Below are 22,226 nucleotides of genomic sequence, written 5' to 3' on the forward strand. Positions count from 1 at the left end.
GCATTATTTTTATAGCCAAATGATGGACTAATTCCATGAATCGCCGAAAATTTTTGGGTTTCAGTGCCATTGGCGCCTGCTTCGGGATGCTGCAGGGGTGCACATCTTTCAGAGGCTCGGATCATAAGGTTTTTCTGAATTACACCCAGGGCGAACTAGATGACGCTTACAATCAGGACGTTTGGGCACATCCAGGATTTGAAAAAACGATCAAATCCTATGGTGAAATAAGTGAGCTAGTTAAGAAACAGTTCAAATTTATAACGCTGCAGTACGGCAACAAGAAGTCTGAAGTGATGGACGTTTTTACGGTCGATACCGAGCGGCCTGCGCCGATTCACGTATTTATCCACGGCGGCGCATGGCGATCGCTGTCGAAGGACTCCAGCGCCGGGCCTGCTCCTGTTTTTGTTGACAGAGGCGGAATTTACATTGCTTTGAATTTTGATAACATCCCGGATACCACGCTGTCGGGCATGATAGAACAGTGCAGAATGGCATTGTCATGGATCTATAATAATGCTGAGACATTTGGTGGTGACCGCGATCAAATCACTCTCTCAGGGCATTCATCTGGCGCGCACCTGGTAGGGGTAATGCTTACCACCGACTGGTCGCGTTATGGGGCGCCCAAAGAGTTGGTAAAGGGGGCTGTTGTCATCAGCGGAATGTGTGATCTGACAGCGCCCATGTTGTCTTTTCGAGGAAAATACCTAAACCTCACAGCAGCACAAGCCTATGCATACAGTCCGATCAATTTTGTATCTGAGATTACATGTCCAGTATTTGTGGCGTGGGGTGAACATGAAAGTCCCGAATTCAAGCGTCAATCCTTGGCATTTGCACAAGCTTTGAAGACTTCCGGTGTTTTACAAGGTCAGCTGCAGTTTCGCGGCCTTGACCATTTGCAGGCTGCTTTGGAGCTGAATGACCCGCGGTCTCGCGTTTCTGAGGTTACTCTCTCCCAGATGGGATTACACTCATAGGGGAGTGGTGCGAATTTCACGGTGAAAAAATCAGACCGGCTCCTAAGACCGGTCTGAAGTTTTCATTTTCCGTATTTTGCTTTTGAGCCTGTCCATCCGCCACCGAGAGCTTTGTATAGCCTAACCGCGGCGAGAGATTGAGCGGCCTTGCTAGATGCGAGCGCTGACTCATTAGCCAACAGCGAATTTTGTACAGAAAGCACGTTCAGGTAGTCAGTCGTGCCTTGTTTATACTGAGACTGAGCGCTTGCCAAGGCTTTCTTGCTCTGAGATACAGCCTCGTCAAGATGTGCCTCTCTTCTTTCCTGATTACCGAGCCCTGAAACCGCATCATCAACTTCATGCCATGCGGCGAGAACAACCTGTTGGTAGTTCAGTCCGGCCTCCCTCTGTTTGCCCTCACTCAGCTTCAACATAGCCTTAAGCCGTCCGCCTTCAAAAATGGGAATGCTGACCGACGGCCCAAAGGAGAATCGATGAGTATTCCAACTGCCTAGATCAGACAATTGATTCGCTTGGAATCCGACGCTGCCTGATAGCGTAATGGAAGGGTAAAAATTTGCTTTGGCGACGCCGATCGAAGCTGTAGCAGCATGCAATTCTGCCTCGGCTCGACGGATATCTGGGCGCCGTTTGGCCAGTTCGCTGGGCACGCCCATTTCAATCTTGTGAGACAGCGACGGTATCGGCGCATTTTTTTCTAACAAAGCATTCAGGCTTGCGGGTGGTTGTGCCGTAAGGAGGCTCAAAGCATTCATCGTTTCAGATGCTTGCTGCTGTAAAGCAGGAATTCTTGCTTGGATCGAAGATCGCAGGGCTGCTGCTTGGGAAACGTCGAGATCTGTGGCGACCCCCTGCTCAAACTTGATTTGAGTAAGGTCTACTGCCTTGTTGGCCGTTTCAAGGTTTTGTCGAGTTACGTCAAGAAGCTCTTGTATTCCTCGCAATCGGATATAGCTTGAGGCGGCTCCTCCCATCAGTGAGAGGTAAACGGCCTGCCGGTCTGCGTCGGCCACAGCCACTTTTGCGTCGGCGGCTTCAACTGCTCGCTTCACACGCCCCCACAGATCTAACTCCCAGGTGCTGTCGAGCCCCGTGTCCCATACGTTGAAATTATCCTTGCCATCAAGCCCTGCAATGTCCGCCAGTCCCTTTTCGCTGCTTCTGCCCCGGGTGTAGCTGATGCCTCCGTCTACGGTAGGCAGGCGTTCTGAAGCAATGCTCTGGAAAATTGCCCTGGTTTGGTTAAGGCGTTCGACGGCCATCTTGAGGTCGAGATTCGACTCCGATACCTGCTTGATGAGCTGGCTCAAAATGGGATCGTGAAACTCATCCCACCAACTCGCGGCTATAACGCCTTCGGAAACCAGGTGCGACGAAGATTCCTGTTGCCACGTTGGGGGCAACCTTGATTCTGGCGTTTGAAAGTCCGGCCCAGCCATGCAACCAGTAAGCAGTAAAATGCCGGCACTCGCTACTGATTGAGCGAGAGTGGAAAATCTAGGGATTGTCTTCATTGGGTAGCCTCCACTGCATCACTTCCGTGGATAGAGGCTTCTACAGACATGCCCACTTTGAGTTTGGCTATCAAAGGTTGACCAGGTTCCAGCATGATTTTTACAGGGATGCGCTGAACGACCTTTGTAAAGTTACCCGTGGCATTGTCAGGTGCGATGGGAGCAAACGTTACGCCTGTCGCCGGCGCGAGGCTTTCAACTGTGCCAACCAAGGTTTGACCTGGAAAGGTGTCTACCTGGATCTCAGCACGCTGACCAGGATGCATACTGGTGAGCTGTACCTCGCGGAAGTTCGCTGTTATATAGAATTTATCCATGGGGACGACTGCCATCAACATCGCACCAGGCTTTACAAAGGCGCCTACGCGCACACTGCGTCGACCGATCACTCCATCGAATGGAGCCTTGAGCTCAGTGTAAGAGACGTTGAGCTCAGCCTTATCAAGCATGGCTTTGGCATGATCAAGCTCAGCGCTTGCAGATTGCTGGGATGCTTCAAGTACTTCGACTTGGGTTCGGGCAGCGTCGAGCATCGCATTACGGTTGTTCAGCTGAGCAGTTGCCTTTGCGAGGCGCGCCCGAGCTTGTTGAGAGTTCTGAAGGGTACCCGCTCCTTGATTCGCGAGATTTGTATACCGTTCGAATTCATGTTGTGCAAAGTTAACTTCTGCTTTGTCGGCAGCCAGCCCCGCTTCAACTTGCCGAATTTCGGCTTCTTGGCGTTTGAGCAATGCGGCGGCGTTTCGCAATTTTGCGTCGCTAGTCGCTACTTTGGCTTTAGCTGCTGCGAATTCCACACGGTAGTCATCGTCATCAATCCGAGCAAGCACATCGCCCGCGCGCACTATTTGATTGTCTTCTACAAGTACATCGCGGATAAAGCCCTCTACCTTCGGGGCGATCAGTGTAAAGTCAGCATTCACGTAAGCATCGTCGGTAGTTTCAGTGCCTCCAGACGATGCATATAAAAATCCTGTTATGGTTACGGCTATGGCTAAAAACGCAAGCGCCATGGCTCCAGTATGTTTTGGTAAGCTCTTCATGCTGTATGTCCGAAATTATTTTATGATTACGGGGGGGTAGATGCGAGTCGGCAATATGGCGATCAGAGGAATCATTGCCACACAGGCGATGCCTACAAAGGTGTACAAGTCAGCAGACGTCAGCGTAATTACTTGCTCATGTAGACGGTGAGCCATTTCACCCATGCTGACCGCTGCCTGATGCAGAGGGCGGTTCCCAAGTTGATCCACCAACGCAGTTGAATGAAAATGTTCGCGGTGAATGCTCATGACTTCAATTCCACAGGCCGCTGCCACGCCGGCGAAACCTTTAAGCGTGTTGAACCAGGCAGAGGCAAAGGGCCCGTCTTTAGCATCCAAGCCTGTGACAGAAAGCATGATCACAGGAATAACCGCCATTGGTTGAGCGAAAGCCTGAATGATCTGGATAATATAAAAATTATCTCTGATCCATTCGCTTGTCATGTGTGACCCGAGGTAGCAAGCGAAGGCTAAAAGTGCGAATCCAGCCGCGAGCACGTATCTGCAGTCAACAAAGCGGTTGTTCAGGACTGCCACCACTAACGGCAAAATTATGAACTGCGGCAACGCCACAATGAGCAGTGCTGGCGTTGTATCCAGGGGGCGATAGGCATGAACAGCTGCTAAGTAGCTGGATGGAATATTGATGGTCGCGCCCATGATGAAAAGGATGCCGCCCAGCGTTATTAATGAATGGGCGAGATTACGTCTCTTTAAAAGCTGAACTTTGAAAAAAGGATTGGGATGGTTCCACTCATTGGCCATGAACAAGGTCAGTACAGTAAGGCCTCCAATGAGAAGAAACTTGATAAGGTCGGAGTTGAACCAGTCAAGCCGCTGACCCTGTTCAAGTCCAAGCACAATCATGATAATTGCTGGCGCGCCCAGGATAAAGCCACGCACATTGAATTCTTTAAAGCGTTCAAGCCTCATTGGATCCTCAGGCATGCCCCAAGAAACCAACGCCATGCTCAAAAGGCACATTGGAATTACTTGCCAGAAAGCGAACTCCCAACCGAGGTAATCGACGCTCCAGCCTGCGAGCGGAGTGCCGAAACTTGGGCCAAAAGTTGCAGTCAGAGCGTAGGCGCCCAAACCGTATAATTTCACGTTGGGCGGTAAATATCGCAGAGCGACAGACATCAACATGGGCGGCATTGCGCCACCCATGATGCCTTGAACTGCCCTAAGCCCGAGCAACGTTTCGTAGTTTGGAGCAAACGGACATAAAAAAGCGATGAGTGAATATACACCCATTGCAAAGATCACAAACCTTCGAAACGTAAAAGTCACCGCACACCAGGGGGCAAATGCCATCGCTGTAACTGAGGTCGCCGCATAAGTCGCTATCAGCCACGTCCCTTGGTCATAATCAAAACCCATTGCCCCCCTGATATCCGCCATCGCAACCTTTGTTACGCTTTCGTTGAAACCGGCGATTAAAACGGCGAGCAGGATGCCAATCAAACCGGTGGCAATCTGGATTCCGAAACTAAATTTGGGTGGCGTCACAGTTGGCGAGGGAAGTGGGTGTGTTATTGCGTTCATGTGGCTATTCCCCAGGCAGGTGGCCACATGAGTGCCGGGAAATTCATCGCCGGTTTCTCCATTAGTGGTTAATGAGTGCTGTCACTTTAACCACTCATGATGAATAACAAAATTGCTAATGGTTTAATGATGGATTCCGGTTAGCGGAATCCGCCCTGATTGCTACATTTCTGCGCTTACTTCCTTCACCAGCCTGCGAAACCATTGGTGGCCAGGGTCATTGTCTAGGCGTGGATGCCATGCCTGTACCACCTCTACTGAGTCTACTTCTACTGGAAGTTCGAACGTTTTTAGTTTCAAACCCATACGGTTGACCATGCTGAGCATGTGGTTGGGCATTGTTGGAAGGATCAGATCGGTGTCCATCAAATAGAATAGCGAGGCCAGTAAAGAGGGGGAGACGAAGGAGACGTGCCTGCTTAGTCCTAACGTCTGCAGTTGCTGGTCTATCGGGCCGCGCGCACGACCACGGCGCGAGATGCTGATTTGACCATAAGAAGCAAACGTGGCGGGGGTTATCACTGAACTGAAAAGAGGATGGTCTTCGCGTGCTATGCCGACGAAGGTAGTGAAAAATAGCTGCTGGAGTTTTGTATCAGGAGAGAAATCTCTTCTTCTGCTCACATAGAGATCGATTCTCCCTTCGGCTAGGGCGTGATCGTCCATTGTTCCTTCCGGAACGATGCACAAGCTGCACATGGGGGCTTGAACCTGGAGTGCCAGATTCAGTTTGCGCACGATCTCGCCAAAGGAAAAGTCGTTTGTACGTACGTAGAAGGTGCGGCTCAGCTTGGAGGGATCAACCAAATCGGCGGGAGTGAAGACCTGCTGGGCCATTTCAACGGCTGCTTTCACAGAATCGCGTAACTCCAGTGCCCGGGGGGTGGGAACCAGATTACGGCCAGACCTCACCAGAACAGGGTCGCCTACTAATTCCCTAATTTTTGCTAACGCTCGACTCATAGCGGGAGGGCTTAGATGCAGTCGCTCCGCTGCCCGTGTCACCGAGGACTCGTCCAGCAAGATATCGAGCGCAATCAAGAGGTTCAGATCTGGTATAGCCATTTATCACTCCAAGGTGGAACTAAAGCTTCTGTACTGGCTCGTTAGCTGGATGGGCTTTCGAGGCCAGCAACATCTGCGTTAGCCCGCCATTGCACGCCCGCATGGCTGGCGCAGCCTTCAGAAACTTTGTTACGCCGCTAGAGATGGGGTAGCTAGCAGCGCTTCGTTGAGTATCCGTTCAGATGCCTACTCCGAGGCAGCATAGCGTGCCAGCCAATGCGCGTACGGGGCCGGCAGCACCCAAGAGGCGCTTTCCTCGCCAAGCGCTTTAGCGGCTTGGTATGCCCAGTGCGGATTCGCCAGATGCGCTCTGCCGACCATCACCAGGTCTATCTGCTCGTTTTTCAGGACTGACTCACACAACTCTGGAGAGTCAATGCCCCCGGCAGCTGCGACCGGAAGATTCGCCTCATTGCGGACGCGTTGAGCAATCGGTGCCAGGAATGCGGGGCCCCACGGAACATTAGCGTCGGGGATATTGAAGTTCACGCTCACGTTAAGCATGTCCAGCCCCAGCGCTTTCATATCGCGAACCAGATCAATCGACTCGCTAAGGGTCTTCTCGTCCATGCCGTCAAACTCAATGACACCTAAGCGTGCCGTGAGGGGCAGGTTAGGCGGCCACACTTCGCGGACGGCTTCCAAGGTTTCGAGAATGAAGCGGCCACGTTGCGAACCTCCGTATTCATCGGAGCGAGCATTGGCATACTCTGAGAAGAAGCTTTGTGCCAAATATCCGTGGGCGAAGTGAAGCTCCAGCCACTCGAACCCCGCTGCACGTGCGCGCTGGGCGGCCTCGATGAAATCAGCTTGAACGCGTTGGATCTCGTCCTTGCTCATTTCCTGGGGCACCTTAGGTAAATGAGCACCGAAAGGAATTGCCGAGGGAGCAATCGTTACCCAGCCTTCGGAATCTTGCTCTTTTATGTGATCGTCACCTTCCCAGGGCCGATTGGCGCTGGCTTTTCTCCCCGCATGAGCGATCTGAATGCCAGGGACTGCTCCACCGCGCTTGATTGCTGAAGCAACGTCAGCCATTCCACGTACATGATCATCAGACCACAGACCCGTGCAACCGGGGGTAATCCGGCCCTCGGGTGACACGGCTGTAGCTTCAACAATGACCAGACCAGCTCCGCCTCGACCCAGCGCAGCATAGTGGTTGATGTGCCATTCGTTAACGGATCCTTCTACTGCCGAGTATTGGCACATAGGTGGTACGGCGATCCGGTTTCGAAGGGTGACGGATTTCAGGGAAAAAGGGGAAAACAGTTTTGACATTCGGGTTAACTTCGCTGGATACGATGAATAAAATAAGAGGCCTAAATGAAGAGGATTTGGCCTGGACATGCGTAGAATCAATGACTTAACGTTGTCCCAAATGGCGCGTATTTCATTCTGTTGAAGGTGCGGCGCGCATTGATTTTGATAAACGCACTAGTCTAGTTTCCAGGAATTTTTGGTACATGCCGCTTACAGAAATCCAGCTTTCCGCTGAGCGGAATCATCAGCGCCAATTTTCCATATCCAAAGGAGTACTCAGTGAGCGCTTACGTATTGGTTGAACTTCAAGTGATTGATGCACAGGCGAAAGCTAAGTATTCAAGCGTCGCCGGCGCAACGGTCAGGTCATACGGAGGTGAATTCATCGCCGGTGGGGAGTGGGAGCTGCTGGCAGGTGATCCTGGTTTACCGGTCGGCATAATTATCCGGTTCCCAGATCGCCAGAGTGCGGTGAACTGGTACAACTCTAGCGAATACCAGGGGATTGTTGCGCAAAGGTCTGAGGCAATGGTCTGCCGATTCAGGCTGCTCAGCTGATCGTCGTGATCGACCTTAGCCACCAATATCTAACGGGATCATCGCAGGCTCGCGATAGCGGCAATCACCAGCCCACCTGAAAGGGCAAAATGCTCAAGGGCGATCTGCAGATGTTGCGCCCGTTGAGGCTCCTCGAACTGCCAGAAGGGATGTCCGAAAGGAATGCAGAGCAGAGTGAAAACCGCCAGCATGATCGCACCCAGCCAGCTCAGCCCCAACACATTGGTGATTAGCAAAACCGAGCCAATCAACTGAGTTGCTACGGTGGCCACCGCCAGGAGCTTAGGCGCCGATAGAGACGCGTCGGTCATCTCCTGCACAACGGCGGGGAAATTGAAGATTCCGAAAATTCCCGCGGCCAGGAAGAATGACGCCAGCACTGCCCGGGCGACAATCATCAGGATAGGACTACTCAAAAGCGATGCTGCGAATTCAGTCATTTGTGACTCCAGGCTGATCAAAAAATGATCGGTAATTTGAATTACCGCGATGTCGATGCTACCCCAGTGGATGGTAATTTGAAATACCATCACTAAACGCGGCATCATGCGAAGGAGTCGGACGCCGAGCATGAGATACGAATGAGTAAGCTGAATCCTACCCCATCCATTGGCAACGAACGCACCGCGGAGATGCTCAAAGCGGCTACGGAGCTTTTTCTGGAAAAGGGTTTTTCAGGTGTGTCGATCGATGCCGTCATGAGTCGAGCGGGCGGCTCAAAACGTGATCTTTACACCGCCTTCGGTGACAAGGAAGGTCTGTTTCGCACGGTGATAGCGCGCATTTGCGATGACATCATGACACCCCTCAGAGCCATCCAGGCCCAGGGCACCACACTTGAAGAAGCGCTGTATTCGTTCGGTATGACTTTCCTGACGTTTCTGTTGAAGCCCGAAGTCATTGCTCTGCAGCGCTTAGTGATGAGTGAAGCCCAGCGTTATCCTGATTTTGCCCAGGCATTTGTCAGGCTGGGGCCTGTGAGGGCATACGAGACGATGCAGCAGTTGCTGGAGCAGCGGGAGAAGGGGGATCGTCTGGCGTTGTCATCGTCTCGGGTATGCGCCGCAGTTTTCTGCGACTCATTGATAGCCGATCTTCAGTTTCGAGCTGTTGCCGGGATGACTGTCACCGACAGGGATATTGAAGAAAGGGTTAGCACAGCGGTCACCATTTTCCTCAACGGGATAACGCGGTAGCACTGTTGAGCATTGCCGGGCCTGCGCATGCGAAGTGAGTTGACACCATAAAGTTGTCGTCAGCTCCTTTTTGAAGCATGTCGGGGGACATTTTCCTGTTTAGGCCAGCTACGCTTGGTAAAGCAGCTCTGCCGAAATGCAGGGGTTTCCATGCGCAGGGTCTAGGCGGCCACTCTACTCGTGAGACTGAACTGCGCAAGTTATGTATCTGATCGCTTACGGTAGGTCTCATCCATCCCCACTGCAGAAATAAACCTAGACATTGCCGGTAGAAGACATTGATGAAAGTTTTTCAGATAGAGCTCAGCTTCCGGAGCATACAGTTTCTTAGGTTTGTCTGATGCAGGTGATTGCAGCTCGCAATCGCGTGCTCAGCGGCTAGAGATGCGAATTGGTGAATTGCTATCTTGAGCAAGAGCGCCAGGCAGGATAGATTCTATGGATCCAAGCCATGATCACATCTCAACGACCGACGTCTGGCGGTATCCAAGACGATGGCTGTCGCGATAGATCTCGTTAGCACTAGCTGAGCCGACAACATGCCCATTGCCATGCTACACATCGCTGCAGGCCGTAGCGAAGAACAGAAACATGCATTGCTCGTCAACGTTACCCAAGCGATCGCCGCCTCGCTAGACGCTCCGCTTGAAAGTATCAGGGTCGTGATTCAAGAAGTTCCGGAAACTCATTGGGCAGCAGGAGGCGTCACTCTGGCGGAGCGTCGCGCCGCTAAAAAATCCTAGTTGAGAGCGGCACGTCGTCAAAGCGGTTCCCTGCGAGCGAATCCCTGGCCTCCAGAGTTCAGTGTAAGGTTCTCGGCGGGCCTGTTCGGATGGGTTGATGCGAGGTCAACGACTACTCACTTTGGCCTAAGTTTATGGCAATTGGCACGAGCTAGCGGTATAGATCCTGGGTAAATATTCTAAGTTAACGCGCTCCGAATAAGGGCACTGGTGCAGTCGTAAGAAGCTTTAGGGATGGCTACCCTGGTCTCCATTTGGATTTGAACTTAATTTGCGTTAGGCTGCTCTACAGATGATCCATCCCATTTCGGAGTATTTACATGTCCCGCCTGGCAGAATTTAGACAGCTTGAGCAAAAACTCGCCGCCCAATTGGCCGAATTGGAGGCTATGAAAGGCAGCAGCGAGCTTCAGAAAGAAATCGAATTTGAAACCAAATTGCGCGATTTGCTTGCAAAGTACGGTTGCAGCCTGAGGGATATCATCAACCTGCTAGATCCACAGTCGGGTCGTCGTGCCGCACCCGCAGCTGTCGAGAAAGCACCTCGCCGAGCCCGTCAGGTCAAGCAGTACAAAAATCCGCACAATGGGGAAATCATCGAAACAAAAGGCGGGAACCATAAGCTTTTGAAAGAGTGGAAAGCTGAGTATGGTTCAGAAGAGGTTGAGTCCTGGGTATCGTAATTTGTCGCATGCGCAGGTTGATCCATAAAATTTAGCCCACAAAAGCTACAGAAGGGCTGCACTATGGCGATTTGATGCTGACAGCCCGCGAGGCGGATGATCTGCGGGCACTCGTCAAAGAACTATAGCGCAGCGGTACTGTAGTTAGGCGATTCCTACCACATGCTCGCCTCATACGCCAAGGCCGGAGGAGGTTCACTCGACCTCCTGCTATCTCAGAACTTGAAGAAATAGCTGAGGATCAGTCGATTCTCGTCTGCGCTATCGGTGTAGGTCGATCTATACGTCGCATTCCGCCAGCGGATAGAAAAGTCTTTCAAAGGCCCCGACTGCACCACGTAAGTGATGTCTGTTGAACGCTCCCATTCAGCGCCGTCGTCATTCGATCTGCGCAGGTTGGTTGCTTTGCTTCCGGCGATTTGTTCGGGATCTACCTGATCGCCATGGACGTATCTTGCCGTAAAGGAAAGGCCTGGGATGCCAAACGCTGCAAGATCGAGGTCATACCTCACATGCCAGGCCCGCTCATTCTCCATGCCGAATGTGCTGACCAGCATTTCGCTGAATAGGTAGGTGTCACTGCCGGCGAGATAGGGGTACGCCGAAGCCCCACGGCTCTTTTGATACCCACCGCTGATTGTGTGCGGGCCCAGCTTGTAACCCAGGTTTGTGCTTAGCGTTCTGTTATCCACGTTCCCGGCTATGGCTCGTCCTTCATTACCGGCGTCGAAATAGCGGATTTCAGTAAAGGCCTTTCCTGGGCCGATCGGCAGACCGTACTGCAGCCCGAGATAGCTTTTGCGATAGATGTCTTCGAGGGTGGCGTGGTGGGCGCTCAGAGCGAGGCTTGGCCCGAATTTGTAATCAAGTCCGAAGTAGTCCATGCCGCCGCTGCTCGCAGAGCTGGAAAACGCTCCCGACATGGATGTGAGGGTCATGTCTTCGAAGTTCGAGGAATCGCGGGCTTTTACATTTTCGATTCGGCCTACGGATGCGGTGAGGTTTTTGATGTCGCTTGATGTCAGCATCGCGCCATTGAACACTTGGGGTACGAGTCGGCTGTAATTGGCCGCAAGCAGCGGTAATGTAGGCGTCAGGGCGCCTACCTTAAGCTCAGTAGCTGAGATCTTCACTTTGGCGGTTGGGGCCAGAGTTGAGAACTCATCGGCTGCGCGTCCATTGCCATGTTTTGGCAGCAAGCCAGTCCCCGTGCGATCCGGACTTGAGTCGAGCTTTATGCCCAGCATGGCAATCGCATCCATACCGAATCCCACATCGCCTTCTGTATAGCCGCTCTGACTGCGAAGGATGAAGCCTTGGGCCCATTCTTCACGCTTGGATTGAGCAGAGGTGCCGCTGCGAAAGTCCCTGCTGAAATAGAAGTTTCTGGCTTCAAGCGTGGTTTTGCTATCGCTTAAGAATTCAGCCTGAGTAACCCCAGGGAACGCGCCCCCCAGAAGGGGTACGAGAATCGTGCCAGAGCATTTTCTTATCATTGTTATCTCCAGTCGCACACACGGCCAAGCGCGGCACGCGGCGCTTGGGCTCGCGTGCTGAGCAGTTCGCAAAGGTGATGGGTGCCAGGTCGAGCACCCAAAGCATCAAGCGATCTTGCGGTCGTTCGGAATGCCCCAAAGGATCACGGCTACACAGATGAAGCAGAAGGGCGCCAATGCCAGCATGCCCATGTAGGTATTGCCAGTGAGGTCATTGATGTAGCCGACCAGTAATGGCGCCACCATGCCACTCAACTGTCCGACGGTGTTGATAGCCGCGATACCGCCGGCAATGGCCAGCCCAGCGAACGCTGTCTGTGGAATAGTCCAGAAGATTGGAATGGCAATGAACACACCAGCGGTGGCGAGCACCAGGAAAGCGGTCAACAAGTAGTAATTGCCATTGAAATAGCACGCCGCGAAATAGCCGATTCCACCCACCAACATGCATTGCCACAGATACCGTTTACGCTCGCCGCTTGCATCCGAGCGACGTGTGACGATTATCATGCCAATGGCCGCGACGAGGTAGGGGAGAGCGGTGAGAAAGCCGACCGCCATTTGGTTCTTGACCCCGGATGAGCCTATCAGATGCGGCATCCAGAAGTTCAGGCCGTACCCGGTCAACTTGACCATGAAGTAGATCGCCGACAGGATCGCGACTTCGCGGGTCAGGATAACCTTGAGCAAGGAGGCATGGATCGGTTTCGAGTCCTTCTTGTCGTTATCTAGATTGCGTTGCAGGAGGTCTTTTTCCGGCTGAGTGAGCCATTTTGCCGACTGGATGTCGCGATCAAGCTTGAACAGCACGATCACGCCCAGCACCGCACATGGCAGGCCCGACAATACGAACAACCAATGCCACCCAGCGAGTCCTAGGAAGCCGTTCATGTACTCCAAGATGACGCCGGAAACCGGGGCTCCCAGCACACCGGAAAGCGGAATGGACAGGAACCAGATGCCGTTCATGCTCGCGAGATTCTTTTTAGGGAACCAACAGGCAAGATAGAACAACAACGCCGGGCCGAAGCCGGCCTCCATGACACCGATCAGAAAACGCAGGAAGTAGAGGGTGTACTCGTTGTAGGCGAACACCAGGCAGGCGGTTGCGATGCCCCACGACACCATAATGCGGCAGATCCAGCTGGGCGCCCCGTACTTCTTCAGCCCAAAGCTGCTTGGAACCTCAAACAATACATAGCCGAAGAAGAAAATGCTCGCAGCAAAACCGTAAGCGGCGTCACTCAAGCCCAGCTCCGCCTGCATTTGGGTTTTCGCAAAGCTGATATTGATGCGGTCAAAATAGGAGAAGAGGAAACAAACGATCGTCAACGGCAAGATACGCCAGGCAATGCGACGGTAGAGCAGCAGCTCTTGCACATCCGAAGCAACGTGAGTTGCTCCCTGGGTCAGGGTAGCCATACGTATTCTCCATAGTTGTATTTGTCGGAGATGTAGTTAGCTGATGAGGCTATCATCAGCCGCCAATCAGGCACTCAAACTCACGGTCACAGTAGGCAGCACCAAGAGCTTCAGCTTGACTTCAATTTACTCTTGCTTAGTACGACGCCATCCTCGTCGGCATAGATCCAGTCGCCGGGAGAGAGGCATGTGCCACCTATTGCCAGGGGCGCTTCAATCTGTCCCCCGCGTTCGTTCATTGATCGCTGCGGCCAAGCTCCGTTAGCGAGCACTGGGAGGGCGATGGCAGCCAAGGCGGTGCAGTCGCGCACGTTGCCGTTTACCAATATGCCACCCCAGCCGTTGCGTAACGCCTGGTTGGCCAAATTCTCACCCAGCAGCGCTCCTGGATCGCTACCCGCATCGATTACCAGTATTCTCGCATCACCTTGCTGCGCCAACAGGTCACGAAGTTCGGCATTACAACCCCGAGCCTCTAAGGTCATGATTTGTCCTTCAAAAGCGCGGATGTTGCTGAACCAGCGCCAGGCGCCCTGTAGGATTTGCACGTCGCCGGAGGCGAAAAGCCCGGTATACAGATCGCACAGGTCGGCAGTAGAAGTCATGCGCTAGTCACTTCAGAGGCCACGACCTCTTGCAGTGTCTCAAAGCTGGCGAGCTTTCCAAGCAGGGCGCTTGCCACCACGGTATAGGGGCTGGCAAGCCAAACCTGGCCTGGGCCTGAACGCCCTGGGAAGTTGCGGTTGATAGCACTGACGGTAACTTGATCAGCCCGTGTCGATGACCCCGGGCCACAATTCGCGCAAGCTCCGCAACCAGGCATGATGAGCTCAACCCCAGCCTGCTCGAAGGTCTCGAGATACCCCTGCTGCTTGCAGTAATCCCGAACGGCGAGTGTACCGAACTGCAGGTAGAGCTTGGTGTGCTCAGGGATGCGCAAGCCGCGCTCGATACCCCAGGCAAGCACCTCATGATAGTAATCAAAGTCTTCTCGTTTACCTGCGGTACAGGAACCACCGTAGGCGATGTCAATGGACACTTCTCCGTCGAGGTCACTGATCGCCATGCCATTTCCTGGGTCACCTGGCGCAGCAACGAGCGGAGCCAGAGCGCTACAGTCGATTCTAATCTGCTCTTTGTATTCAGCATCTGGATCGCTGAATAACCATTCTTCCAGATTGATCTCCACACCGCGGCGCTCACGGATAAACTCCACCGCCTTCTGATCAGGGATCACGATGCCGGTGAATCCACCCAGTTCGGCCACCATGTTGGTCAACGTTGCGCGTTCGTCGATCGACAGCGTGGCTACAGCTTCGCCGGAGTATTCGAATACGGCGCCAATCGCCTGGCCTTGTCGGATTGGCTCGCTGCGCAGCAACTCTAGGACGATATCCTTAGCCGTTACACCTGGTCGCAATTTACCGACCAGTTCAACCTTGATGACTTCGGGCATGCGGCAGCGAATGAAGCCAGTGGCCCAACTGTTGGCGATATCCGTGGCACCGGCACCGAAGGCAAGGCAGCCCAATGCACCTGAGTGCGGCGTATGCGAGTCGGTACCAACCACAACCTGGCCGGGCAGCGCGTATTTCTCGGTCAAGAGTGCATGGCAGATACCTTCGGATCCACTTTGCCCAGCCAAGGCGCCATGGGCGCGAACGGGATAGCGACGTACAAACTCGTCATGAGCCGAAGCGAGTCCCCCCACAGCTGCCAATAGGTTGTCGCGCACATGGGGGAAGCTCTGGTTGGCCAGGATCAGGTGATCCTGGAACGCAATGATTTCACCTGGTCGTACCAGTTCTAGCGCCTGGCCAAATGCGCCGTGCATCAGGTGTGCGCACATGCCTGTGAAATAGTCATGGCTGAAGCGCCAATCGGCGGACAAGAACACACCGTCACCGCGCGCAAGCTCCCCTTCAGGAGCAACACGTCGTCGCTCAATGATCTTCTCTACAAGCGTCATCGGGCGACGGTTGGTCGCGAGCGGTTTAAAAATTTTCTCGGGATTGCGTGGCAAGTGCTGCTTGCTGTACGGCAGCAGACCACCAGCGCGAATCACTGCTTTAGTAACCTCATCGCGACCGACCAAGAACTCTTCGAGGTCAATTTCTTCGCCTGCACGAATGCGATCAATGAGGGTGAAATCGGTCGAGGTGTAGATACCGATATTGTCGCAATTCTGCCGATAGATCCGCTCAAAGCTCTCAGCAATGATCAGACGAATGCCAGCGGATTTCTCGGCCAGTGGGCTGGACTCACGGGAAGAGCCCTTGCCGTAGCGCTTGCCGGCGACGGTAATCTCGAAGCCACCATTCTTTACCGCGTCGTTGCCGATGGGTAGCTGTCCCTCTGTCTTAAAGCCAACATAAGGGTAGGTGCCCAGGCGCTCGTCGTACGTCATCATGATGACGACGGGGGTAATTTCGTCCGTTGAAATGTTGTCCCGGAGCGGCAGCGCTGCTTGCAGATCCAAGTCAACGCCTTCAATTTGGCGTTGCACTACGTCACTGTCGCAGGATAAAAAAAGGAATCGGCCAGCAAAGCGTATTTTTTTTGTCATGATCATCTCCTCAACGAGGATCATGATAGGAAGCTATGCCTTGGGCTTGCCGCGATATTTCTTCCTGCCTGCCACGATAAAAATTCCGGTTACCTATGCACATGACTTGGCGTTACGACCCGACCACCCTGAGACTGTTCATCGCGACCTGCGAAGAGGGCAGCTTTGCCAAGGCCGCTGAACGTGAATGCATGGGCGCCTCTGCAGTCAGCAAACGCATTGCCGAGCTGGAAGAAGCCATCGGCTCACCGCTCTTGTATCGATTCAATAAAGGGGTTAAGCCTACGCCAGCCGGTACATGCCTGTTGGAGCATGCACAGCGACTGCTGGCGGAGTTGCTCAAGCTCAGTGCCGACCTTTCGCGTTTTACCAGTGGTGAGCGAGGACATGTGAGGATTCATGCGAACCGCTCGAGCATCATCCAGTTCTTGCCCGATGACTTGAGTAACTTCCTGTCTGCTCATCCCCACGTGGATGTCGAGCTTGAAGAGCGTACTAGCGAGCAGGTGGTTGAGAACATTCTGGGAAACCAGTGTGATCTTGGAATCGGCGCTGGCCTCGAGTCGGCTGTGCAGGTTGGGCTGACTGTGCAGAACTACCACGTCGATCGCCTGGCGCTGGTGGTACGGGAAGATCATGCATTAGCCAAGCGTGACAGCATCGAGTTCGGTGAAAGCCTCACCTACCGGCATATTGCGCTGCACCGGGACAGCCCGCTGTACCAGACCCTGGATAAAGCGGCCAAGGCCGCACAAGCGACAATCAACTATGGCGTGCATCTGCAAAGCTTTGACGCCGTCTGCAGGATGATTCAGGGCGGGCTAGGCATCGCTGTCATTCCCGAACGAGCTGTCTGCGAGTCGCCAGAAGGGCCCGCGCTCGTCAGAATCCCTCTGAAGGATGCGTGGGCAAGCCGGCAGTTTCATGTAGTAGCCCACCCACGGGAAATGCGCAGCGCTACCACCCAAAGCTTCCTGGATTTTTTGCAGATTTTCGTATGAGTGCAGCTTGGTAGCGCTAGCCCAAGGGCTAGAGCTCGTTGGCCGAAATCAGAAACTGCTGAAATGCTGACGCCACTGCACTCAGTTCTCCTGCCCGCCAGATCAGGCCGAGCTCCATCGGTGGAATTACATCCGTGATGGGGCGTGCCTCGATTTTTCGGCCCTCCAATGACCAGGGTCGGTAGAGCATGTCCGACAGGATGGTGACACCGAATCCGTGAGCGACAAGTCCCCGTAATGCTTCCATCGAAGATGTGCGAAACGCAACCTTGGGCTCCAGGCCAACTGAGCGCCAATAACGCATGGCTGAGGTTTCGCCTTCGTCAACCTTGGCCAGGATGTAGGCATGGTCAGCGATGTCGGAAAGCGAGATGGCTTGCGCGCTCATCAACGGATGCTCGGTGGCCAGCCACAATTGCCGGCGGGAGCGCATGAGTACATGGCGCTCGAATGGCAGGGTGGTGCCAGCGTTGGAGATGATGGTGAGACCTAAGTCCAGAGACGTGTCGACGATGCCTTGCTCGATAGTCGGGCGATCCATGTCCACCAGGTCAATCTCGACCTGGGGGTAGCTGCGCTTGAAGCGGGCGAGCAGAGCAGGCAAGTAATATCCCAGTACCGTGTAGGAGGCGCCTATACGAACGGTACCGTGAAGTGAGTGACTGAGAAACGACGGCTGACTGACTGCATCTTGAAGTGTGTCGAGTATGTGGCGTGCGTGCTGATGAAACTTGTGCCCTTCGGCAGTCAGTTTCACCCCATGAGGCTGACGTTCAAAAAGCTGAACACCCAGCAGTGCTTCAAGCTGGCTTACAGCTGTGGTAATCGCCGACTGGGAGACGTGAACCTTGATTGCAGCTTGTGAAAATTGGCCGTGCTCCGCTGCCGCCACAAAGTAACGAAGCTGTCGCATGGATATGTCGTTTCTCGCTGACATTAGCTTTTCAGATACCTGATCGCTGTTTTTATAAATTTACGATACCTGACGCGCTTCATAGACTCCAGTCAAAACCGGGCAGCACCTCCTCAAGACGACTGCATCGGATAACAAAACTGGAGGTTTCACCGTGAGCGCACCTGTTCCGTCGCTGGACGACAAGTACACCCTGGATACCGGCAAAGTGCTGATGTCCGGGATTCAGGCGTTGGTTCGATTACCAATGATGCAACGCCAGAAAGACCTGGCTGCTGGCTTGAACACTGCCGGTTTTGTCACTGGCTATCGTGGTTCACCTCTCGGTGGTTTCGACCAAGCGCTTTGGAAAGCCCGGGATCATCTCAAGTCCCAGCACATCAAGTTTCATCCTGGTCTGAACGAAGACCTGGCCGCCACTTCGGTGTGGGGTACGCAACAGGTCAACATGTTTGAGGGCGCAACTTACGATGGCGTCTTCGGCATCTGGTACGGTAAGGGCCCCGGCGTGGATCGTTGCGGGGACGTGTTCCGCCATGCCAATGCTGCCGGGACTTCGCGGTTTGGTGGTGTCCTTGCTATCGCTGGTGACGATCATGGTGCTCGATCCTCGTCACTTCCTCACCAGACAGAGCACATTTTCAAAGCCGTGATGATGCCGGTACTGGCGCCGTCGGGTGTCCAGGAATATCTGGATTACGGCCTTCATGGATTTGCCATGTCGAGGTACTCCGGCTGCTGGGTTGCCATGAAGGCTGTGGCTGATACCGTCGAAAGTGGCGCGGTTGTCGACATTAGCCTGGCGCGCGTAAACCCGGTCATTCCCGATTTCCCGGTACCGGAAGGAGGGCTGAACATCCGTTGGCCAGACCCGCCTCTGGCCCAGGAAAAGCGTCTGCTTGAACACAAGCTCTATGCAGCCGCCGCCTATGCTCGTGCCAATGGTCTGGACAAGGTGGTAATGGATGCGAAGGACGCGCGGATCGGCATTGTCACCTCAGGAAAATCCTACCTCGACGTCTGTCAGGCCCTGAAAATCCTGGGCATCGATGAAGCTCGGGCCGCCCAGATCGGCTTACGTGTGTACAAGGTGGGCATGGTCTGGCCGCTCGATGCCGAAGGCGTCAGGCAATTCGCTGAAGGGCTCGATGAGATCATAGTGGTCGAAGAAAAGCGGCACTTGCTCGAGTACCAGCTCAAGGAAGAGCTCTATAACTGGCGCGAGGACGTGCGGCCACGCATCGTTGGCAAGTTCGACGACAAAGGCGAGTGGACGCGACCGCATACTGACTGGCTGTTGCCAGCAACCAGTGACCTCACCCCAGCGCAGATTGCGCGAGCGATCGCCAAACGCATCGTTCAGCACAAGCCCTTGGGCGAACTGCAGGTAGCGCTGGCTGTGCTGGAAGCGCAACTTTCGACTCAACACAGCTTTGCGACATTGATGGATCGTGTCCCACACTACTGTTCTGGATGCCCGCATAACAGCTCCACAAAGGTGCCTGAAGGGAGTAGGGCGCTGGCAGGTATCGGCTGCCATTACATGGCCGCCTGGATTTACCCTGAAACCAAAACCTTTAGCCAGATGGGTGGTGAAGGGGTGGCCTGGATTGGTCAGGCGCCGTTCACTGACACCAAGCATGTCTTCGCTAACCTGGGTGATGGCACCTACTTCCATTCCGGGCTTCTGGCTATCCGAGCTGCCGTTGCGGCGAATGTGCCCATTACCTACAAGATCCTGTACAACGATGCCGTGGCGATGACCGGCGGGCAGCCCGTAGATGGTGTCATCACCGTGCCGCAGATTTCTCGCCAGCTTGCAGCGGAGGGTGTGAGCAAGATTGTTGTGGTGACCGAAGATACCCAGCGCTACGCCGGTGTTGTGGATCTTGCTGCGGGAGTACCTGTACTGCGTCGGGACAAGATGGATGATGTCCAGCGTGAGCTTCGAGCTTTCAAGGGAGTATCGGCGATCATCTACGACCAGACCTGTGCGGCGGAGAAGCGACGTCGACGCAAGCGTGGAAAATTCGCCGATCCTGCCCGTCGTGTGTTCATCAACGAGGCGGTTTGTGAGGGCTGCGGCGACTGCAGCAGCAAATCCAACTGCATGTCGGTCACAAATGTCGACACCGAGTTTGGCAGCAAGCGCCAGATCGATCAGTCGTCGTGCAACAAGGACTTCACTTGCCTTGACGGCTTCTGTCCGAGCTTCGTGACGATCGAAGGCGGTTCAATCAAGAAGCCCAAGGCGTTAGGGGGTGACACAGATGAGCAATGGATGCTTCCTGAGCCCATCGTTGCCTCGGTCGGTCAGCCATACAGCATTCTGATTACCGGGGTAGGGGGGACGGGTGTAGTCACCATTGGCGCGCTGCTCGGCATGGCAGCCTTCCTGGAGGGTAAAGGTGCGCTCAGTCTGGATATGGCGGGGATGGCTCAAAAAGGGGGAGCGGTCTGGTCGCATGTTCGAATCGCACGGACGCAAGAAGACCTCCACGCCCCGCGCATTGCTGAAGGCGAAACCAGCCTGCTGCTGGGTTGTGATCTGGTGGTGAGCGCAAACGCAGAAACCCTCTCCAAATTGCGCCATGGGGTCACTCAGGTAATCATCAACAGTGAGGAAAGCCTCACGAGCGCCTTTGTGCGCCGGTACGCAGCGCAAGCTGAGAGCGGTGACCTGGCCAGGAACCCTGATCCGTCGTTCAGGACTGAAGAAATGACTGCCCAGATCCTGGACGCCGTTGGCCAGGAAAATGCGTCGTTTCTGGCGGGGTCGAAGCTGGCAACTGCCTTGATGGGAGATTCGATTGCAACCAACACCTTCATGCTTGGCTATGCCTGTCAAAAAGGCTTGTTGCCGGTCAGTGAAGCCTCACTTCTGAAAGCCATCGAGCTGAATGGAACAGCGGTTGCGTTCAACAAGTCGGCCTTTCTCTGGGGACGGCGCGCTGCGGTTGACATTAGCCGAGTGGAAGCCAAAGTCAGCAATAAACCGACGCGCAAAGCACGCAGTTCAACGCTGAATGAGGTGATTCTTCACCGGGTTGAGCAATTGACCCGGTATCAGAACAGGGCACTTGCTGGCCGGTATGAGATGCGGGTGAACACCTTTGCTCAAGCAGAGACCAAGTTGTTTGGTCAGGCCGGAGCGTTGACCGAGGCAGTCGCGCGATTCTACTTCAAAGTGCTTGCGATTAAGGATGAGTACGAGGTTGCAAGGCTATTCAGTGATCAGGCGTTCATGACGCAATTGGCCGACAATTTTGAAGGTGATTACAAGATCCAGTTCCACCTCGCCCCTCCTGTGCTCAACAAACGAGCGACCGGCGGCAAGATCCGCAAGTCGAGCTACGGCCCTTGGATGCTAAAGGGATTTCGACTCCTTGCACGGATGAAATTCGTCAGAAATACCTGGCTTGACCCCTTTGCGTACTCCCATGAACGAAAGGTTGAAATGGGCTGGTTACGGGAATATGAGCTGTTGATGGATGAATTGTTGGCTGGACTTGACGCTAATAACCGTGAGTTGGCGGTGACCATCGCTTCCATCCCGGATTCTGTCCGTGGCTACGGCGCCGTCAAAGACCGCTACCTTGCCAGCGCTAGGCACACGCTCGGTCAGTTGCTGCAGGGATGGCGAGCGAAAGACGACCAGTTCTTTGAAGCAAGCCTCAAAAGCAACCGCATCCCAGCGGCTCTGCTTTGAGTTTGAGGATTCAGTCGTGGATCACTTCGACGGTGAGCCAACTCATGTTGGCCATCTTGCCGAACGGTATCTGTATGGAGTGCGAGGGGTCGAGTGTTCATCTCGACCAAGAAACACAAAGAAATCCAGTCACATAGCGGTGGCTGGATTTTTTATGGCTGTCTACTTTTTCGTGGTTAGCGCTTTTGCCCCACTTTTGGCCCACCGAATTTCAGCTACCCGCTTCGCAAATTCTGAGTTGGCAGAAACTTAGACTTTTGCACCCGCTCATGCAGAATGGCGTCTAGCCGACAAAGGGGGCGACTTGATGGTTCTTATCCAAGGTCAATCCCAGCTGCATGCTTCAGTCAGTAAGGGGCCTGCAGGAACCGCGACACCACTGTCTCGGCCGCAGTCGAGGCGGAGTGACCACAAAGATACACCTATCCTGGGATAGCCACGGCGTCCAGCTGGCTGTTGTGTTGCCGTCTGTTGGAGATGCCGACTCGAGTACTCCATGCCGCTGGTGGAGCAGATC

At 54.0% G+C, this 22,226-nt stretch carries 18 protein-coding genes and 1 pseudogene; 8 read left to right on the top strand and 11 right to left on the bottom strand.

The genetic code is table 11. The features are described from left to right. The first annotated feature begins 35 nt into the window (after window positions 1–35). Complete coding sequence (locus AAZU54_RS05675; protein ID WP_434726779.1) at window positions 36–986, top strand: alpha/beta hydrolase; 951 nt, start codon at window positions 36–38, stop codon at window positions 984–986. 62 nt (window positions 987–1,048) lie between these two features. Here AAZU54_RS05675 and AAZU54_RS05680 read toward each other — a convergent pair whose 3' ends face one another. From AAZU54_RS05680 to AAZU54_RS05700, 5 genes are all read right to left on the bottom strand, one after another. After that, complete coding sequence (locus AAZU54_RS05680) at window positions 1,049–2,503, bottom strand: efflux transporter outer membrane subunit (protein WP_434726780.1); 1,455 nt, start codon at window positions 2,501–2,503, stop codon at window positions 1,049–1,051. Beyond that, window positions 2,500–3,546 (bottom strand): HlyD family secretion protein, encoded by a 1,047-nt coding sequence (locus AAZU54_RS05685; RefSeq protein WP_434726781.1) that lies wholly within the window; start codon window positions 3,544–3,546, stop codon window positions 2,500–2,502. The genes AAZU54_RS05680 and AAZU54_RS05685 overlap by 4 nt, the downstream gene beginning before the upstream one ends. Window positions 3,547–3,561: 15 nt before the next feature. Then, window positions 3,562–5,094, bottom strand: a complete 1,533-nt coding sequence (locus AAZU54_RS05690; protein WP_434726782.1) for an MFS transporter — start codon at window positions 5,092–5,094, stop codon at window positions 3,562–3,564. A 162-nt stretch (window positions 5,095–5,256) separates the two neighbouring features. Then, window positions 5,257–6,159 carry a LysR family transcriptional regulator gene (locus AAZU54_RS05695; protein WP_434726783.1) on the bottom strand — a complete coding sequence of 301 codons (903 nt, stop codon included), beginning with the start codon at window positions 6,157–6,159 and terminating at the stop codon, window positions 5,257–5,259. A gap of 186 nt (window positions 6,160–6,345) precedes the next feature. After that, entirely contained in the window at window positions 6,346–7,440 is a 1,095-nt protein-coding gene (locus AAZU54_RS05700) for an NADH:flavin oxidoreductase/NADH oxidase (RefSeq protein ID WP_434726784.1), read from the bottom strand. A 261-nt stretch (window positions 7,441–7,701) separates the two neighbouring features. On the opposite strand from AAZU54_RS05700, the gene AAZU54_RS05705 reads away from it, so the two are divergent. Continuing rightward, window positions 7,702–7,980, top strand: a complete 279-nt coding sequence (locus AAZU54_RS05705; RefSeq protein ID WP_434726785.1) for a DUF1330 domain-containing protein — start codon at window positions 7,702–7,704, stop codon at window positions 7,978–7,980. Between the two features lie 38 nt (window positions 7,981–8,018). Here AAZU54_RS05705 and AAZU54_RS05710 read toward each other — a convergent pair whose 3' ends face one another. After that, the gene (locus AAZU54_RS05710) at window positions 8,019–8,528 is read right to left on the bottom strand and encodes a DoxX family protein (RefSeq protein ID WP_434726786.1); all 510 of its coding nucleotides are present in this window, start codon (window positions 8,526–8,528) and stop codon (window positions 8,019–8,021) included. 33 nt (window positions 8,529–8,561) lie between these two features. Here AAZU54_RS05710 and AAZU54_RS05715 point away from each other — a divergent pair, with 33 nt between their 5' ends. From AAZU54_RS05715 to AAZU54_RS05725, 3 genes are all read left to right on the top strand, one after another. Then, window positions 8,562–9,176 carry a TetR/AcrR family transcriptional regulator gene (locus tag AAZU54_RS05715; RefSeq protein WP_434726787.1) on the top strand — a complete coding sequence of 205 codons (615 nt, stop codon included), beginning with the start codon at window positions 8,562–8,564 and terminating at the stop codon, window positions 9,174–9,176. 551 nt (window positions 9,177–9,727) lie between these two features. Continuing rightward, complete coding sequence (locus AAZU54_RS05720; protein ID WP_434726816.1) at window positions 9,728–9,919, top strand: tautomerase family protein; 192 nt, start codon at window positions 9,728–9,730, stop codon at window positions 9,917–9,919. 320 nt (window positions 9,920–10,239) lie between these two features. Further along, complete coding sequence (locus AAZU54_RS05725) at window positions 10,240–10,602, top strand: histone-like nucleoid-structuring protein, MvaT/MvaU family (RefSeq protein WP_434726788.1); 363 nt, start codon at window positions 10,240–10,242, stop codon at window positions 10,600–10,602. A gap of 215 nt (window positions 10,603–10,817) precedes the next feature. On the opposite strand, the gene AAZU54_RS05730 is transcribed toward AAZU54_RS05725, so the two are convergent. From AAZU54_RS05730 to AAZU54_RS05745, 4 genes are all read right to left on the bottom strand, one after another. Continuing rightward, entirely contained in the window at window positions 10,818–12,098 is a 1,281-nt protein-coding gene (locus AAZU54_RS05730) for an OprD family porin (protein ID WP_434726789.1), read from the bottom strand. Between the two features lie 105 nt (window positions 12,099–12,203). Next, entirely contained in the window at window positions 12,204–13,520 is a 1,317-nt protein-coding gene (locus AAZU54_RS05735; RefSeq protein WP_434726790.1) for an MFS transporter, read from the bottom strand. A gap of 110 nt (window positions 13,521–13,630) precedes the next feature. Further along, window positions 13,631–14,125 (bottom strand): hypothetical protein, encoded by a 495-nt coding sequence (locus tag AAZU54_RS05740; RefSeq protein ID WP_434726791.1) that lies wholly within the window; start codon window positions 14,123–14,125, stop codon window positions 13,631–13,633. Further along, window positions 14,122–16,110: an aconitase family protein gene (locus tag AAZU54_RS05745; RefSeq protein WP_434726792.1), complete on the bottom strand. Its 1,989-nt coding sequence runs from the start codon at window positions 16,108–16,110 to the stop codon at window positions 14,122–14,124. The genes AAZU54_RS05740 and AAZU54_RS05745 overlap by 4 nt, the downstream gene beginning before the upstream one ends. 77 nt (window positions 16,111–16,187) lie before the next feature. On the opposite strand from AAZU54_RS05745, the gene AAZU54_RS05750 reads away from it, so the two are divergent. Then, on the top strand, window positions 16,188–17,087 hold the full coding sequence (locus AAZU54_RS05750; protein WP_434726793.1) for a LysR substrate-binding domain-containing protein: 900 nt from the start codon (window positions 16,188–16,190) through the stop codon (window positions 17,085–17,087). Between the two features lie 28 nt (window positions 17,088–17,115). Here AAZU54_RS05750 and AAZU54_RS05755 read toward each other — a convergent pair whose 3' ends face one another. Then, window positions 17,116–18,024, bottom strand: a complete 909-nt coding sequence (locus tag AAZU54_RS05755; RefSeq protein ID WP_434726794.1) for a LysR family transcriptional regulator — start codon at window positions 18,022–18,024, stop codon at window positions 17,116–17,118. A 130-nt stretch (window positions 18,025–18,154) separates the two neighbouring features. Between AAZU54_RS05755 and AAZU54_RS05760 the strand changes: the two genes are divergently transcribed. Together AAZU54_RS05760 and AAZU54_RS05765 are read left to right on the top strand one after the other, a co-directional pair. Continuing rightward, window positions 18,155–21,709 carry an indolepyruvate ferredoxin oxidoreductase family protein gene (locus AAZU54_RS05760; protein WP_434726795.1) on the top strand — a complete coding sequence of 1,185 codons (3,555 nt, stop codon included), beginning with the start codon at window positions 18,155–18,157 and terminating at the stop codon, window positions 21,707–21,709. Window positions 21,710–22,065: 356 nt separating this feature from the next. Further along, a pseudogene (locus AAZU54_RS05765) lies at window positions 22,066–22,165 on the top strand (IS5/IS1182 family transposase); the annotation flags it as partial. Between the last annotated feature and the right edge of the window lie 61 nt (window positions 22,166–22,226).

It is taken from the genome of Pseudomonas sp. Je.1.5.c (genome assembly GCF_051129895.1).
GTDB lineage: Bacteria > Pseudomonadota > Gammaproteobacteria > Pseudomonadales > Pseudomonadaceae > Aquipseudomonas > Aquipseudomonas urmiensis.